Here is an 18293-nt window from a genome sequence, read left to right on the forward strand (position 1 = left end):
CCATGAAAACAAGTATAATTTTTAATAGCATCAGGAACTTATTGGTATGCCTGTTTTTAATACCGGCATGTGGCAGTAAAAAGGTAGATACCCCAACGCAGGCTACCTCCTCCAAAACCTTGTATGTATCACCCGGTGGAAACGACAGCAATGCCGGAACGATCAATGCGCCCCTGCAAAGCATCAATATGGCATTGGGCAAAGTGCTTTCCGGTGATACGGTAATGGTAAGGGCAGGTACCTACTATGAAAAAGTAAAATTCCCCAAATCAGGCCGGTTAGATAAATGTATCACCCTGAAAGCCTATCCCGGTGAACATCCTGTGATCAGCGGGGAAGGGTTGCCTATTACTGGTAAGGAAGCATTGGTTACTATTAGTAATGTGAGCTATATTATATTCGAAGGCTTCGATGTATGCAATTATAAAAGCACCATACCCTGGGTAAATATCAACGGCATACTGGTGAATGAAGGATCGGGCAATATCACCCTGCGGAAAAATAAGATATATAATATAGAGCACAATGTAAAACCTGAAGACGGAAGAAGCGGTCATGGCATTGAGATCATTGGCAATACCAGTGTGGCCATGAAAAACATTTTGGTAGAAGAGAATGAGATCCATGACTGCAACACAGGGTACAGCGAAAACCTCACGATCAATGGCTACGTGGATGGCTTTGTGATCAGGAAAAACAAAATATACAATGCGGAGAATATTGGTATTGATGCAGCAGGTGGTTACTGGGCCAACCCAACACCTGCATTCAATTATGCCCGCAATGGTATTATCAGTGATAATGAACTGTACAATATTGATATGACCACCGGCCCAATCGGCGGCAGCACCGGTCATGGCGCTATTGGTATTTATGTAGATGGGGCAAGAAATATTACCGTGGAAAGAAATAATGTGCACGAGTGCGACCGGGGCATTGGTATTGTTAGCGAAAATGATGCTTATCCTACCAGCAACTGCCTTGTGCGCAACAATTTTGTAGCCAATTGCTGGCGCACCGGCATCTACCTGGGGGGCTACCTCAATTATACCAGTGGTGGTACCAATGATTGTTATGTGATCAACAACACCCTGTATTTCAATAATAAGGTATTGGGCCATTTTGGTGAGATAGAAGGAGAGATCAGGCTCACCGAACGCTGCAATAACAATGTGATCAAAAACAATATTGTCTATGGCAGGCCGGTGGATGTGTTGGTGCATAAGTACACGGCAACAGGGACCAATAACATCATAGATCATAACCTCTACTACACTACCGGCACCCCTAAATGGATATGGAATGGTACGGAATATACCAGCTATGAAGCCTGGAAAACTGCCTGCGGTGGCGATGCCAATTCCTCTAATGGAATTGATCCTTTACTGATCAATACAACATTGCCTGATTTACATATTCAGTCCTCTTCTCCTGCAAAGAATACAGGGATCGTAATTAATGCAGATGTACATGGGAGTACGGATATAGATGGCAAACCGCGTATTGTGAATGGCAAGATCAGCAAGGGGGCACAGCAATAAAATATAATTATACAACAAACCCATGTTCACACACTTAATGACCTTCCTCTTATTGGTTGGTGCAGGTATCGGCTGTTCAAAGAGTAAGGGCGCCACTACATCTTCAGAAAATAATACAAACGTCTGGTATGTATCTGCCACCGGCAACGATGCCAATGCGGGCACCATCAATGCTCCATTCAAAAGTATTAATGCCGCCTTAAGTAAGGTACTATCCGGCGATACGGTTTTCGTGAGAGCAGGAACTTACTATGAACAGATCAGCTTCACCAGGTCCGGCCTGCTGGATAAGAACATCACCCTAAAAGCATACCCCGGCGAAAGGCCGGTTATAGATGGCAGCCATCTCTCTGTAAGCGGGTGGATGGCAATGGTCACCTTCAGCAACGTACGGTTTATATCCATGGAGGGGTTTGATATCTGCAATCTTTCTACGGCTGCCTTTAATGCTGATCCGGAAGGAATATTGATCAATGGGAATTCCCATCATATAACCATAAAGGATTGCAACATCTACAATATAAAAAGCAATGCCAGCTTAAATGACTGGCGAAGCGCCCATGCTATCCTGGTGATCGGTAATGGAACAAGTGCCATCACCAACCTTACCATCACCGGCTGCACCATTCATGATACACAAACAGGCACCAGTGAAAATGTTACGCTGGCAGGGAATATAGATGGCTTTGTGTTTAGCCACAACAAGGTATATGATACTGAAAATATCGGGATCATTGTTGCCGGTGGCGATAACCTGCACCCCGGCGGGAATGTGGCTACCAACTATGCCCGCAACGGGACCATCAGCGATAATGAATTTCACCACAATACCATGACCAGGACACCCGATGTATGGGGACCAGACAGGTATGGCGCTATTTCCATTTATGTATGCGGCGGCGCCGGGACCATTATAGAAAGAAACATCGTGCATGACAGTGACCGGGGTATCGGCCTGGTCAGCGAAAGCAATATCTATGCAACCAGGACCACTATTGTAAGAAACAACTTTGTATATAACTGTTGGCGTACCGGTATTTACATGGGCGACTATTTAAACTATACCAAAGGAGGAACTAAAAATTGTTATGTGGTGAATAACACCTTATACCAGAATGACCGGGTGGTGGGCGCCTTTGGTGAAATAGAAGGGGAGATCCGGTTAACGGAAAATTGTGACAGCAATGTGATCAGGAACAATATTGTATATGCCCGGCCCGACGATGTGTTTGTACATAAGTACACGGCAACAGGCAGTCATAATGTAATTGACAACAACCTGTATTATACCACCGGTACTGCCAAATGGATATGGAATGGTACAGCGTACACCAGTTATGCAGACTGGAAAACTGCCTGTGGGGGCGATGCTGGTTCCACCATCGGTACAGACCCTTTATTGGTGAACACCTCTTTGCCCGATTTACATATTCAATCCTCTTCCCCTGCGAAGAATACAGGCATAATTATTAACACAGAGATACATGGGAGCATGGATATAGATGGTAAACCACGTATCGTGAATGGCAAGATCAGTAAAGGTGCGCAACAGTGAGCAGCTAACTGCGTTTTTTCTTAACCTTAAATAAAAGTCTATGAAAAAGAAATGGATCCTATTCGCTTTATTATGCGTTACCACAGGAACGCTGTTCTTAACTTCCGCATTTACTGTACCGGTAAGCAATGCAAAAGAAGTACACAAACGGCTACCGGATTATCCCTTACCCTTTAGCGGAGGCGCTGTCCGTCACGGCAGCCCGTTAATTGTAACAGTACAGTGGAATGAAATTAACCTGGCTACTTATGGTATTTCAACACGTCCATTGGCAATTGTAGTGAGAAAATACGATCTCAATGGCTTCCCGATTGCAGGAACCGCCCGCACTTACTATGTAACCTCAAACAGCAATGCCAGCAACGTGTATGACACCGACTATGTTCATGTGGGCAATGAGATCATGAAGGCTACCCTATACAACCAGGGGTATGAAAATGTCAGTGGGGCCAACTCTGTTACCTTCAATGTTCAGCCGTAGTTCCGGCAGGTGATCAAAGATGTCCCTTTTAAAGCCGGTCAATTCCGGGTATAGACCGCTTATACCTGGAATTGATTTGTATGATAGCCTGTGGAGATTTCAGGCAACCGGTTGCGTGTCATTCTGTAAGAATAACGAATTACATTAGACCGGTAATACGCATTGGCTGGCAGTTGGGGTAGCTGGGCCGTTACATGCACATGCTGAACGGTCTGTTTGGCAAGCCGGGCGGACCTACTGAATACCGGTGTTGTAGATCAGAAAAAATAGACAATAGAACATGGTTCAGAAAAGGTGTAAATATATAATGCTGGTTTTTCTCTTGTGGAGTTTGTCAGTACATACTGCAGCACAAACGACAGAAACCTGGAAGTGGTGGAACCCTGCTGCTAATAACTTTCCCGTCATTGAAGGACAAGCATGGCCCGCTGAAGTCGCTGCTTCTTATGATCGGTTTCCCGCACGGGCGCAAAAAACACTCCCTCCAAATGTTTGGAATATTTCGCGCAGCAGTGCAGGCCTGTATGTAAAGTTTAAGACCAACGCTCCTGCCATTATTGTTCGCTATGTAGTGAAAGGGGAGTTGGCAATGTCGCATATGCCGGCTACCGGCGTAAGCGGTATTGACCTGTATAGCATTGATCCCAATGGTATATGGGGCTGGGCGCCGGGTAACCGTTCGTACGGTGATACCATTGAATACAGGTTTCAAAACCTGGTGGTAAGTAAGATATTCACTGGCCGTGATTATGAATACAGGCTATACCTTCCTTTATACAAGGCAACAGAATGGTTGCAAATAGGTGTTCCTTCAACGGCCTCATTCATTCCCATGCCTTTGTCGTTGGAGAAACCCATTGTGGTATACGGCACTTCCATTGCACAGGGTGCTTGTGCTTCAAGGCCCGGCATGGCCTGGACAAATATCCTGCAACAGCGACTGGATCGTCCTGTTATTAACCTCGGCTTTTCTGGTAGCGGTAAATTGGAAGCATCGGTCATTGACCTGATGGCTGAAACAGATGCCAAACTGTATGTGTTGGACTGTATTCCCAACTTAACAGCTGGAGCCGGCATTACAGGAGCGGAACTGGAAAGAAGGATACTGGCAGCAGTAAAGCAATTGAAAGCAAAGCAGCCGCATATACCGGTACTGTTAGCAGAGCATTGTATCAGTCCGGAAATCGGTATCATGGATGCTGCAAAAAACAAGGAATATGCCGAAGCAAACAATACACTGCAACAGGCATATTCAACATTGAAAGCGGAAGGTGTAAAAGGTGTTTATTACTTGTCGAACAGGGATATAGGGTTCTCCATCTACTCAACAGTAGACGGTCTGCATCCCAATGATGTGGGTATGATGGAATATGCCAATGCTTATGAAAAGATCATCAGGACCATTATTCATGAGCCTGCAGGGAAGCATGCTACAACAATGCCTGTAGTACAAAGCAGGGATGGGTATTATGACTGGCGAAGCAGACACCGGGAAATATTAATATTGAATAAAACTGATGCGCCGGCCGTTGTTTTTCTGGGCAACTCCATTCTGCATTATTGGGGAGGAAATCCAAAAGCCCCGCTGGTTCGTGGTGCAGACTCATGGAATGAATACCTGGCGCCTGCCGGTGTTGGCAATTTTGCTTTTGGGTGGGATAAAATAGAGAATGTGCTGTGGCGGGTATATCATGATGAACTGGACGGCTTTGATGCAAAACAGGTACTGCTAATGATTGGAACGAATAATTTATCCGATAACAGCGATCATGAAATAGTTGACGGGCTAACCAGGCTGGTGGAGGCCATACAATTTCGTCAGCCCAAAGCAGTCATCCTGTTGTCGGGAATATTGCCGCGAAGAGATCTGGAAAACCGTATTCTGGTATTGAATAGCCGTATCGAAAAATTAGCTAAAGCAGAAAAGGTACGCTATATCAATCCGGGTGTAGCATTGCTGAACGGCAGGCAGAAGATTGACGAGTCATTGTTCAGTGATGGATTGCACCTGAACGAAAGGGGGTACCGAAAGTTGGGAGTACAATTGAAAACGTTACTTTCCGCTGCCACATTTCGACTGAGGTATTAGTGACATCAAATATTACGAATAGGCGGCGTCGCGGGAAACCCCGCAAAGGGGGGACAAGTACTGCGACCGAAGCACATGCCTTGTCAAAAACATAATTCAGTAATGAATAAACGTCTTTTACTTTTATTATTGTTCTTTCCCCAGAGCCTGATAGCTGGAGACTTTGAAGGTATTCGGGCATTGGCTAAAAGGCGGGTACCCTGGTTAAGCAGTTCCCTGGTATTCAAAAAGCTGGAAATGGCTGGTAAGAAAGACTGCTTTGTATTGCGGTCACAGGCTGGTAAAGTGATCATTGAAGCCAATGGCCCTAATGCGGCAGCGGTGGGTTTAAACTGGTACCTGAAATATTATTGCCACCGTTCCATGTCGCATACGGGTGATAATCTTTCCCCCGTATCACCATTACCAATGGTAAAAGCGCCCGTAAAAATAACAACCAATGCCGTATATAGATATGCATTGAACTATTGCACGTATAATTATACCATGAGCTTTTGGGGATGGGAAGAATGGGAGCATGAACTGGATTGGATGGCATTGCAGGGCGTTAACCTCATGCTGGCGCCCATGGGAACAGAAGAAGTATGGCAACAGGTACTAACAGCATTGCATTTTACCCCGGCCGATATACAACGATACATTCCCGGTCCTGCCTTCAATGCCTGGTGGCTGATGGGCAATGTGCAGGGATGGGGCGGACCGGCAAGTAATGCGATGATCCATCACTGGACCACGCTGCAACAAAAAATGCTCGGGCAAATGAAGGAGCTGGGTATACAACCGGTATTACAGGGTTTTTGTGGTATGGTCCCATCCTCCATCCGGCAATATTTTCCGCATGCGCAGATCGTGGACCAGGGTAATTGGGGCGATGGGTTTAAGCGCCCTGTCTTTTTGCTGCCGCAGGATACACTGTTCAATAAAATAGCTGCCTTGTATTATAAACACTTGCGCCAATTATATGGAGAGGCGTATTTCCTGGGGGGCGATCTTTTTCATGAAGGTGGCACTACCGGCAATATTGACCTGGGGAAAACAGCGGCTTTGATACAGGCGAACATGCAGCAATATTATCCGCGTAGCACGTGGATATTGCAGGCGTGGCAGGATAATCCTAAAAAAGATTTCTTAGCGGGACTGGATAGCAGTCATACACTGATACTTGATCTTAGGGGAGATGCTGATAATAACTGGGAGCGCACCAATGGGTTTTCCGGTTATCCATGGATATGGTGTTCCATGGTTAATGGAGGTGGAACGCTGGGCATGGAGGGGCGTTTGACACGTGTACTCACAGAGCCTGCCCGGGCAGCAACCACCATGGCCGGCCGGTCAATGGTAGGAATAGGTATTGTGCCGGAAGGCATTGCCAACAATGATATCATGTACACTTCCCTGTTGCAGTCAGCCTGGCAGGCGGATACTTTTTCCATTGATGCATTTTTGCGGCATTATATCGTTGCCCGTTATGGAAAATATGATCCCGATATCTATGATGCATGGCAGTTGCTGTTGCAGTCGGCCTATATATCGCATACCAATGAGCTGACAGGTGCTTACGAATCCATTTTTTGCGCAAGGCCCGATACCAATTTCATCACGAGCGTATCTACCTGGGGGTCTAAGAAATTAGCTTATGACTCCGTCGTATTTTACAAGGCTGCTGGGTGTTTTGCCAAAGCGGCTTCCCGGTTTACCGGTTCCAACACTTACCGTTATGACCTGGTGGATATATGGCGGCAGGTTATTGCATTAAAAGCGCGGCAATCTTACGCAGGCTTTATGAATGCGTATTACAACAAAGACTTCAGGGGTTTTGAAACAAACAAAGAACAGTTTATAGCCTTGTTGAAACTGCAGGACAGGTGGACTGCCACCCATCCGGATTTTAGTATGGATACCTGGGTACAGCAGGCAAGAGATCTGTTGCCTGATGCAACTGATAAAGCAATGGCTGAATGGAATGCAAAAGTGCAAGTCACTTATTGGGGGCCTGCTACCAACCCGGCTACCCTGGTACATGATTATGCCCATAAAGAATGGAGCGGCTTGTTAAATGCTTATTACCTGCCCAGGTGGCTGCATTTCTTTGAATATGCAACAGCCAGGTTTAAAGGGACGCGGGCAGCATGGCCCGATTTCTTTTCTTTCGAAAAGAAGTGGACAGAACAACCCTACACGGTAAGTGATAAAGCAAGAGAAGACTGCATTGCCATTTTACCGGTGGTGATCAATACGTTTTTTTAACAGCTATCCGAAATGGTAATTATAATAAGGAAAGTATATGATTTTAACGGGTAAAAGAAAGATCATTGTAAGCTTTGTGTTTAGTGCATTCATGATGATGGGTGCGATGGCACAATCATACCCTGGCGTACAACAATTGGCCGCACGCCGTGTGCCCTGGCTGGCTCCTCATGTTACCTTCAGTGTAATGGCCAGGGAAAAGGGTAATGACGTGTTTGAGGTCTCCACCAAAGCCAATAAAGTACATATAGCGGCTTCAGGGCCCAATGCCGCGGCAGTAGGGCTTAACTGGTACCTGAAACAATATTGTCATCGTTCCCTCTCTCATATGGGCGACAATCTTTCCCCGGTGTCCCCCTTGCCGGTGGTGCCGCAACCCGTAAAAGTAAATGCCAGCGCTTTATACCGCTATGCATTAAACTATTGTACCTATAACTATACCATGAGCTTTTATACCTGGAAAGACTGGGAGCATGAGCTGGACTGGATGGCGCTGAATGGGGTAAATGTAATGCTGGTAGCCAATGGGGAAGAAGCTGTGTGGCAAAACGTATTAAAGCGATTGAATTATACGGAAAAAGAGATCAGTGATTTTATAACCGGGCCTGCTTACAATGCCTGGTGGCTGATGGGCAATATTCAAGGCTGGGGCGGGCCTATGCCGCAAAGCCAGATTGATAGTCGTAAAGTGCTGGTGCAAAAAATGATCGCCCGCATGGAGTCATTGGGTATAGAACCAGTAATGCCGGGCTTTTATGGTATGGTGCCTTCCACGTTAAAGAATAAAACAAAGGCCCATATTATAACACAAGGTAACTGGGGCGCTTTTACAAGGCCCGATATACTCGATCCGACAGATACCGCTTTTAAGCGCATTGCCGGTATCTTTTATGAGGAAACGAAAAGATTGTATGGTAAGCAAATCCGTTTCTTTTCCGGCGATCCTTTTCATGAGGGTGGTATTACAGCAGGTGTAGACCTGGGAAAAGCCGGTGCTGCTATCCAGCAGGTCATGCAACAGCACTTTCCCGGCGCTATATGGGTATTGCAGGGATGGCAGGATAATCCCAAAAAAGAATTACTGGCCAATGTTGACCGGTCAACTGTTCTGATACAGGAATTGTTTGGAGAGAATACCAACAACTGGGAGACCAGGAAAGGCTATGAAGGCACGCCCTTCATTTGGTGTATAGTGAACAATTTTGGTGAAAGACCGGGCCTGCAGGGCAAGCTGGAGCGTTTTGCCAGCGAAGTTCCCCGCATATATAATAGCCCCTACAATTCGTATATGAAGGGAGTGGGCATTATGCCGGAAGGGATCAATAATAACCCGCTAACCTATGAACTATTGCTGGAAACGGGCTGGCATCAGCAGCCATTGAACGTCAATGAATGGTTAAAGGACTATGCAGTTGCGCGGTATGGAAAATACAATGAAGACATTAATCAGGCCTGGAAGTTACTACTGCAAACCACCTACAGTAACCCCGGATACCAGGAAGGCCCTCCCGAAAATATCTTATGCGCCCGCCCGGCTTTACAGATAAAGTCTGTATCCAGTTGGGGCAATTTGAAGAAAGGATACAATACCACTGTGTTTTTACAGGCCGTAAAAAGTTTTGCTAAAGCAGCACCTTTGTTTGCAGGGAGCAAAACGTATAAGATAGACCTGATCAACCTTGTCCGCCAGGTATTGTCGAACCGGGCAGATAAAGTATTTGCACAGTTTGTAGGCGCTTACCAGAAAAAAGATATAACCGGGTTTGAAGAAGCAGCCCGACAGTTTTTAGCATTGGCTGCAACAACAGATTCCTTGTTAAATACGGATGCCTGGTACCGTCTGAGTACTTATCAGCAACAGGCCATGCTGGCGGGCAATACGGAGCGGGAAAAGAAGAACAACCTGCTGAATGCGATGATGCTGATCACTTATTGGGGCGAACACAATCCGAAAGAAGATTACCTGCACGAATATGCCTATAAAGAATGGGGAGGTCTGATGCAAAGTTTTTACCGCAGGCGATGGGAATTATACTTTGACTATTTACGCAAACAGTTGAGGGGACAAGCCGCCACAGCGCCGGATTTCTTTGCGTGGGAAAGGGATTGGGTTAACAGGAACCTCGTTATTCAAAAAGGCCCTGCCCCTACAAGCCTTGAAAAGATGGTACAGAGCATTTTGTATGGAACAGCAGATGCCATAATAGGATTTGCGAGTCCGGATAAGCGCTATGAAAAGACAATCGCTCCTGCTGTAACGGATATAAAAACACAATGGACAACCACTGCCTGGAAAGGGGAAAAGATACATACACAACTGTTGGTCTGGAGTGCTCAATCCCTTAAAGGGCTACAGATACAGCCAGGTCCATTACGCCATAGTAAAGGCACTGTGATACCTGCTTCGCGCATCACCGCCGGTTTTGTGCGTTATGTACTATCCAACGGCCTCAATAAAGAAGGACATGGATGTGGCATAGAACCCGGCAGCGATTCATTCCTGGTGGCAGACGGCATAGACTTCATGGCACCCAAAGAAGTGGCTGCTAATACCGCCCAACCTTTGTGGTTAAGCATCAACATACCTGCTACTATTCCTCCGGGAGAATATACAGGTAGCCTGCAGATCATAGCGCAGGGGCTGACCCGGCGCCTTGCATATACTGTAAAAGTGCAGTCCCATACGCTGCCTACTCCGGCTGCCTGGCGCTTTCATTTGGACCTCTGGCAAAATCCGTATGCAGTGGCAAGAATACACAATGCCAAAGTATGGTCGGCAGCGCATTTTGAGGCGATGAAACCCTATATGCAAATGTTGGCCAACGCGGGACAGAAAACCATTACCGTGAGTATGATCTATGATCCCTGGCGTGGGCAGACCTATGATGTTTATGGCTCCATGATCAAATGGATCAGGGAGAAAGACGGTACCTGGAAGTATGACTATACCATTTTTGATCAATGGGTAAGTTTTATGATGGGGTTGGGAATAGACAAGCTCATTAACTGTTACACCATGGTGCCCTGGAACAATAAGTTTTATTATTATGATGAAGCACTGGGAAAGGATACCCTGCTGATCGCTAAAACGGGAACGCCGGAATATACCGCTCACTGGCGTCCCATGCTTACTGACTTTGTACAGCACCTGAAGCAAAAAGGCTGGTATCACAAAACGGCCATTGCCATGGATGAGCGTCCGTTGGAAGACATGCAAAAAGTCATTGCCCTGGTAAGAAGTGTAGATAAAGCGCTGAAGATATCCCTGGCAGGAAGCTATCATACCGAAATAGCCCATGACATATTTGACTACTGCGTTGCCTCCGCCGAAAAATTTGATACAGTGGTGCTGGCCAAACGCCTGCATACAGGATTGCCCACTACCTATTATACCTATTGCTGGGAAGGGCATCCCAATACATTCACCAGTTCACCGCCGGCAGAAGCTGCCTGGCTGGGCTGGTATGCAGCAAATAAAAATTATAGCGGTTACCTGCGCTGGGCCTATAACTGCTGGCCCCGGGATCCTTTGCAGGATGCACGGTTTAGTACCTGGTCGGCCGGTGATACGTATTTAGTATATCCTGGTCCGGGCAGCTCTATCCGTTTTGAGCGACTGATAGAAGGTATACAGGATTATGAAAAGGTCCGCCTGCTGAAGGAATTGTTTACCCAAACAAATCAGCAACACCAATTGCAACAGTTACAACAGTTGACCAGTATGTTTGAAATAGCGGCGTTGGAAAAGACAACCGCCGCGGAACAATTGCAGCACGCAAAGACAGTGTTAAACCGATTATCTGAATCATCAATTAACCAATAACCTACATTGTCATTTCGAACCCACCATACGTTTTGTCGCTGTCAGCAAATAATGTGGGTGAGAAATCTGCTGTCGAAGCAATGCCTATTCATCAATCAAGTAATAATATGTATAGAACAATCAGTTTAATATTTCTTTTCGTTGTATTATCAGCAGCCACTTTACAGGCGCAAAAAAGGATATTCAACGAAACGGCACAACAAAAAGAAAAACGTATGGCCTGGTGGGTACATGACCGCTTTGGCATGTTCATCCACTGGGGGCTTTACGCCTTGCCCGCCAGGCATGAATGGGTAAAAAGATGGGAAAGGTTGAATGATACGCAGTACCAGCCTTACTTCGAACTGTTCAATCCCGATATGTTTGATGCCAAAGCCTGGGCAAAAGCTGCCAAAGCTGCTGGTATGAAGTATGCTGTGCTCACCACCAAACACCATGAAGGTTTTTGTTTGTTTGATTCCAAATACACGGATTATAAAGCTACCAATACACCGGCAAAACGCGACCTGGTAAAGGAGTTTGTAGAAGCGTTCCGGGCAGAGGGGATCAAGGTCGGGTTTTATTATTCCCTGTTAGACTGGCGTCATCCTGATTTCACGATTGATGTATTGCATCCGCAGCAACCGGCCAATGAGGCGGATACTGCCTATGCCCGGTTGAACAAAGGCAGGGATATGGAAAAATACCGGCAATACATGCGCAACCAGGTAACGGAATTGCTTACCAGGTATGGCAAAATAGATATTATGTGGCTGGACTTCTCTTATCCCGGCAACAAAGGTCATGGTAAGGATCATACCGACTGGGGTTCGGTGGAATTATTAAAACTGATCAGGAAACTGCAGCCAGGGATTATTGTAGATAACCGGTTAGACCTGGGCGCTTATGAAGATGGGGAAGATTTCCTGACGCCGGAGCAGGTGAAGGTAGAGGAGCTTGACCAGTTCAGAGGAAAAACATGGGAAACCTGCCAGACATTCTCCGGGTCATGGGGCTATTTCAGGGACGAGGATACCTGGAAAACACATAAACAATTACTGGCTTTATTGATTGGCGCTGTGAGCAAAGGAGGTAACCTGATCCTGAATGTAGGTCCCACTGCCAGGGGCGTATTTGATGCAAGAGCCTCAAAGGCGTTGGACAGTGTCAGCCACTGGATGAAATACAACAACAAATCTGTGTATGGTTGTACGTATCCGCCCACCGGTTTTGAGACGCCCGCCAATACGATGGTTTCCTATAATCCACAGACAAAGCGCTTGTACGTTCATCTGTTTGAATACCCCGGTAATACACTTACGCTGCCAGGTTATAAAGGAAAAATAAAGTATGCCCATTTCCTGCACGACAATTCGGAAATACGTTTTAAAACAGCGGAATCAAACAGCAATGATCTGGTCCTCAGCCTGCCCAATAAAAAACCGGGATTTGAGGTCCCGGTGATTGAATTGGTGTTGCAATAGGAGGTTTTGACAGGTGCTTTATTTGACCTTTGCCAGGCAACCCAGTATGGCTAGCAACGCACTTACGATATTGGCGATGGTGCGAACAGTATGGAACATGTTCCACTTTGCTTCAAACTGCAACCGGAACTGTGACAACTGTTCAGCTGAGGCGCCTGCTAGATTGAATTTATCTAATGCTTCATTAAGCGGCACATTACCGCCTATGGTTACCCCAAATACGCCCACGATGTAAACAACGGCGGCGGCGAGGAAATACCAGAACCGGATAGAAGGTTGTTCATGGTAGCTGAACCATGCGGCCAACGGTAATAATATGACGGTACCCATGAAGGTCATAAAGAATACAGGATTCAGAATGGCCCTGTTAATGGACTGCATGGCTTTCAGGTACTCTGCATCTGCCAGCCGGCCCAGGCCGGGGTTTACAGAACAAGAGTAGGCGTAGAACAGGCCGGCTATCAGGCCCGTTGATAAGGTGGCTATGGCAAATACAAGGTGAGTCATTGGTTTATTTTTCATGGTTTAATCAAATGTCGTTTAAATTTATTTACGCAAAGTTTTCACATAAGTAACTACGAGGCCCAGTTGATTGGCATCCAGCTTTTTCTCCCAGGCCGGCATTACCTTCCGCCCTTTGGCGATGGTGGTATACAAAGCCTCATCAGACAACTGGCTTGTTTGTAAGTTTTTGGCGCCAAATAAGCCCCGGGTGCCATCTTTACCATGGCATTGTTTGCAATAGCGTTCAAACAGTTCCTGGCCTGTTTTCTCCGCCCGGGGTTTTTGCTCAAAAGGGGTAAAGGAAAAGAAGGTCAGCATCCCTGCCAGGCCCGCGATAAATATTAATGATCGTTTCATATTGTATTATTTACCACAAAACTATAGACGGGGCAAGCGGGTAAATAGAACAAAACCGACAAAGTAAGGCAATGAGGCATTAAGGCCGCAAGGCAACGAGGGAACCCACCTTCGCCAAGGCTCCGGCGGGCGAAGAAGGCAGTGAGTATGAGGGGTATAAGCAAAAAGAGACCGCTCCAGGAAGGTACGGTCTCTTTGGGGGATATATTATTTCTATTAATTGGCAGTGCCCAGCAACTGGTTAAACAGCATCTTGAAGGTGCCATGTGTTTGTGCGCGGAAAGTGATCTCCGGACCGAAAGCATACAATTTGCCGGAGCCTACAGTAGCTTCAAAAGCTGTTACGCCGCCTTGTAAATAAGCTTGTCCCCAGGCCCAGCCGCTGCGCAGGGGCTTGCCATTGGAGAACCATAGGAGGGGCTTTACCGTACCTTTTGCTACTGCTTCGGGCGCCAGGTTGAATACCGGGCTAGCATCGAAATATACATCACAGGCTGCCGGCAATCCATAAGTGGCTTGCCGGGTAGAGTCGAGGCTTACCTGCAAAATGCTGCCGGGAATATAATACTTCTCATTGGGCAGCCTTTGTTCTTCGCCGTTGTTCATCTCCACCAGGGCATTGCGTACCGGCAACTGGAGATGATAGGCCAGGCTGGTGCTGGAACCAATGGTTACAATATGGCCGCCGGCTTCGAGGAATTTCTTCAGCTCCGGGACCGACTTTTCCGGCGTGATCCTGCCCCGGCGTCCCTTGTATTCGGCGGGAATAGTGCTGTCGGCAGGTTGATTGCCAAAACCACCGCCGCCAAATCCTCCGCGGCCACCCCCTTCAGCAGTAAGGCCCGGAATAGCGCCGCCTACAAACACGATCACATCATACTTTGAACGCAGGTTACCGGAATCAATGGTAGGAGGATAGATCACCTCAGCCTCAAAATGGAATTGTTCAAACAGGAAGCGCAGCCAGCCGGATGGCATGGAGCCGCCGTACGTATCCCATAAGGCAATGCGCAAACGCTTTACCACACTAAGGCCGGCGGGGCGTTTGGTGACAGTGCCTGTAGAACCCCCATAATCTGTAACACTCTTATCTATAATTGCTTTGGCTTTGGCCGATGCCGGTACGAAGAAAGAGCCTGCCGCAAAACCAGTAACGCCTTCTTTCATGCGGAATACCGGTACACCTGCTTTCAATAAATCGTTCACAACGAGGAAGGAATTATTGGCGGCGCTGTTCAATACATAACCGGCGGAGGCCTTGGTAGTCCATCCTTTGGGCAACTGGGCTTCGCCATAGGGTATACGCTGAAAAGGGCCATCGAAGTCTTCCGTAAAGCGGTCAAACTGTACGCCCATCTGGTAAGCGAGTGTCCAGCCGGCTGCATCATAAGGTGCTACGGGAGGACCGCCCGGATAACGGAAATCATTGGGGTGGTCCTGTGGTTCAAACATGTCCAGCACGTGCGGACGGAAGGCTTGGTTGGTTTTTACGATATACGAGCCCGCCGGGTATTTCTTTCCTTTCACCGTGAAATCGGCAGTAGCCTTATGCACCAGTACGCCTGTTTTGATCAGGGCATTAATGAATTTGGTAGCAGTAGGAAAATCGGCCTGGTCGGCAGGCAGGATAAAACCACGTGGATCACGGGTGGCCGGATCTTTCATCACAGAATCAAAATAACGTACCGGCATACCTGCTCCCCTGGGTCCGCCACCGCCGGCGGCTTCCGGAGTGGCGCTTGGGCCACGGCTGCTGCTGGCATTTCTCTTTTGGTCATTTTGATAGGCTGTATTAATGGCATTAATGCGCTTAGGTGAAAGGCCCCAAAAATCCTTGCTGCCACGCTCAATGGAGTTCTTGCCCATCTTGTAAAAATTATACAGCAACTCATCACGGTACCGTACGGCATAATTCAATACCGCGTAATTGAGGGAAATAGAATAGTCAATAGACTGGCGGAAATGCCATTTCTGTGGGGTTACAGGGAAAGGCGTAGCGCCATCAGGGATCAGGCGCTGAGGCACCAGGGGAACTTCTGAAGGCGTAGGGCTGCCAATGATCTCGGTAAGCAGACCAATAATATTATGAAAATAAGTGGTGGTGCGCAGGCCGCCATTATACCAGGTGGAGAAGGTAGAGCCGGTACGTTGTGTGTAGCCGGGTTTCCCTTCTGCATTCAGCCGGTTGATCATGGCCGCACCAACTGCATCAAGGCTGGTCATCAATAAAGGATCAAACACATAATTGAACGGATCGCGGTAAGGAGCGCCTGCTACTACGGAGCCGGCCGGGCCAGCCTGGTGGTGGTTATACATGATCTGGGGCAACCATTCAATGTACAACTGGCGGTTCATGTTCTGTGTTTCCTTCAGGTTCATCATGAAGAAATCGCGGTTGTTATCATGGCCGGCATATTTCTCATACAGGCGTGGCACTCCCTGTAACGTACGTTTCTTAGTATCTGATTCCCGCATATACCAATTGCTCACCAGCTCCTGGCCGTCGGGATTGGCATGTACCAGCAGGATGATGGCATTGTCGAGGATGCGTATTGTTTCCGGGTCTTTTCGACTGGTAAGCTGGTACGCGGTTTCAATCAACTGGTGCGCGCCTACTGTTTCGGTGGCATGCAAGCCGCCATCAATCCAAATGATCGCTTTACCTTCTGCTGTCAGTGCACGGGCCTGTTCATCGGTCAGGTCTTCTGCATGGGCCAGCTTTTGCGAAATGGTTTTATACCGGTCCAGGTTCTTATGGTTTTCCGGCGAAGTGACAATCAGCATCCATTGGGTGCGTCCTTCTTCGGTAAGGCCCATGTCCACCATTTTCACCCGGTCGGAGGCCGCATCCAGCTTTTTGAAATAAGCTTCTGCCTGTGTGTAGGTAGTAAGCTGGTAATCATCTCCAATATTAAATCCGAAATGTTCTTTAGGAGAGGGGATGGATTGGGCCCGGGACAGGGCGGTTGTGAGCATAAAGATCAGTGCAAACGTAAAGCAGCGTTTTGTCCAACTCATTGGATGATAAGTTTATGAATAATAGTGTTTTCTCATGTGGGCTTAAAATAACAAAAGTCTGGTTATTCGCCAGGTATTTTATGGGACGTTTCTTTAACCGGCGTCTTTTGGGGCTTGTATGGTAAGTTATTAACACTTTTTCAATAAATTGAAAAATGAAAGCATCCATTGTTCTGTTAGGTATGTTGTTCCTGTATGCCTGTAAGGGAAAGGGAGAAAAGGAGAAAACCATAATTAATAATGTGGAGGAAGTCGCATATCCCGCTGGTATGGAAGGAGTGGACAAATGGTTCTCCGCCTGGGAGTTTGTCTGCACCCATAAATTTGAACTGCCACCCGCGGCAGCACCTGCCATATTGTTGTATGATGATCAATTCCTGTATACAACGTCGACGGTAAGTGCTGCTGATACAGCCACCTCTTTTGAAGGCCCTGCCTTATTGGGACGGCCCTTGCCCTGGAAATGGAACAGGCTTTCCGGAGAGCTGACCATTCCTGATGGTAAAAAAGTGCCGGTGGGATTAATGTCATTTGCAGCATCTGATTCAAATGGTCATCCTTTTTTTGTGATGGCTGCTCCCGCATTCTGGAAAACTGCCGGTGTTGAAAGTAAAGAGCTGGGATTGGATAAACTGGTAACGGCTGTTTTCTTACATGAGTTCACCCATACCCGTCAACAAACAGGTATGGGTGCGATGGTGAATGCCATTGAGAAAAGTCATACGTTCAAAGACCCTGAACTCAGCGATGATATTGTACAGCATACTTTTCAAAAGGACAGTAACTACGTCAGGAGCTTCCGGGCAGAGGCCAATAAATTTTACCAGGCGGCATTTGCCAAAGACACGCAGGCAACAAAAAAGCTCACCCGGGAAGCATTAGCGATGTTAAAGAAGCGGCAGGCTACGTATTTCACAAAGGATAAGACCATACTGAAACCGCTGGACGATATTTTTCTTACCATGGAAGGCTTGGGACAGTTTGCTGGTTTTTATTGGCTGCAGCATCCTTCAGGGGCCAAAATACCTTTTAGTCAGGCGGTAGAAGGGATGCGCAGGAAACGCAACCAATGGTCGCAGGAAGAAGGGCTGGCTATGTTTTTGATCCTGGACAAGCTGACCAAACCTGATTGGCCGCATGACCTGTTTGGTGATAAACCAAAGTCTATCGTTGAGTTGTTAGAAGTACAGGTAAAGAAGTAGCTAAAAAAAGCCG

General features: G+C 47.1%; 11 protein-coding genes. 8 read left to right on the forward strand and 3 right to left on the reverse strand.

Features of this window, described 5'->3' with window-relative positions; genetic code table 11:
• Positions 1 to 2 precede the first annotated feature (2 nt).
• From HB364_RS12700 to HB364_RS12735, 7 genes are all read left to right on the forward strand, one after another.
• Complete coding sequence (locus tag HB364_RS12700; protein WP_167288347.1) at positions 3 to 1541, forward strand: right-handed parallel beta-helix repeat-containing protein; 1539 nt, start codon at positions 3 to 5, stop codon at positions 1539 to 1541.
• A 22-nt stretch (positions 1542 to 1563) separates the two neighbouring features.
• Positions 1564 to 3096, forward strand: a complete 1533-nt coding sequence (locus HB364_RS12705; protein WP_167288348.1) for a right-handed parallel beta-helix repeat-containing protein — start codon at positions 1564 to 1566, stop codon at positions 3094 to 3096.
• Positions 3097 to 3136: 40 nt separating this feature from the next.
• Positions 3137 to 3577, forward strand: a complete 441-nt coding sequence (locus tag HB364_RS12710; protein WP_167288349.1) for a hypothetical protein — start codon at positions 3137 to 3139, stop codon at positions 3575 to 3577.
• A gap of 307 nt (positions 3578 to 3884) precedes the next feature.
• Positions 3885 to 5666, forward strand: a complete 1782-nt coding sequence (locus tag HB364_RS12715; RefSeq protein ID WP_246228481.1) for an SGNH/GDSL hydrolase family protein — start codon at positions 3885 to 3887, stop codon at positions 5664 to 5666.
• 102 nt (positions 5667 to 5768) lie between these two features.
• Positions 5769 to 7913, forward strand: coding sequence for an alpha-N-acetylglucosaminidase (locus HB364_RS12720; RefSeq protein ID WP_167288351.1), 2145 nt, complete (start codon positions 5769 to 5771; stop codon positions 7911 to 7913).
• Between the two features lie 37 nt (positions 7914 to 7950).
• Positions 7951 to 11736: a glycoside hydrolase domain-containing protein gene (locus tag HB364_RS32900; RefSeq protein ID WP_208419943.1), complete on the forward strand. Its 3786-nt coding sequence runs from the start codon at positions 7951 to 7953 to the stop codon at positions 11734 to 11736.
• A 107-nt stretch (positions 11737 to 11843) separates the two neighbouring features.
• Positions 11844 to 13199, forward strand: coding sequence for an alpha-L-fucosidase (locus HB364_RS12735; RefSeq protein ID WP_167288352.1), 1356 nt, complete (start codon positions 11844 to 11846; stop codon positions 13197 to 13199).
• A gap of 18 nt (positions 13200 to 13217) precedes the next feature.
• Here HB364_RS12735 and HB364_RS12740 read toward each other — a convergent pair whose 3' ends face one another.
• From HB364_RS12740 to HB364_RS12750, 3 genes are all read right to left on the reverse strand, one after another.
• On the reverse strand, positions 13218 to 13706 hold the full coding sequence (locus tag HB364_RS12740; protein ID WP_167288353.1) for an anthrone oxygenase family protein: 489 nt from the start codon (positions 13704 to 13706) through the stop codon (positions 13218 to 13220).
• 39 nt (positions 13707 to 13745) lie between these two features.
• Positions 13746 to 14060 carry a c-type cytochrome gene (locus tag HB364_RS12745; RefSeq protein WP_167288354.1) on the reverse strand — a complete coding sequence of 105 codons (315 nt, stop codon included), beginning with the start codon at positions 14058 to 14060 and terminating at the stop codon, positions 13746 to 13748.
• Positions 14061 to 14276: 216 nt separating this feature from the next.
• Positions 14277 to 17078 carry a M14 family metallopeptidase gene (locus HB364_RS12750; protein ID WP_246228482.1) on the reverse strand — a complete coding sequence of 934 codons (2802 nt, stop codon included), beginning with the start codon at positions 17076 to 17078 and terminating at the stop codon, positions 14277 to 14279.
• A gap of 155 nt (positions 17079 to 17233) precedes the next feature.
• Here HB364_RS12750 and HB364_RS12755 point away from each other — a divergent pair, with 155 nt between their 5' ends.
• Positions 17234 to 18280 (forward strand): hypothetical protein, encoded by a 1047-nt coding sequence (locus tag HB364_RS12755; protein ID WP_167288355.1) that lies wholly within the window; start codon positions 17234 to 17236, stop codon positions 18278 to 18280.
• The last annotated feature ends 13 nt before the right edge of the window (positions 18281 to 18293 follow it).

Source organism: Paraflavitalea devenefica, from assembly GCF_011759375.1.
GTDB lineage: Bacteria > Bacteroidota > Bacteroidia > Chitinophagales > Chitinophagaceae > Paraflavitalea > Paraflavitalea devenefica.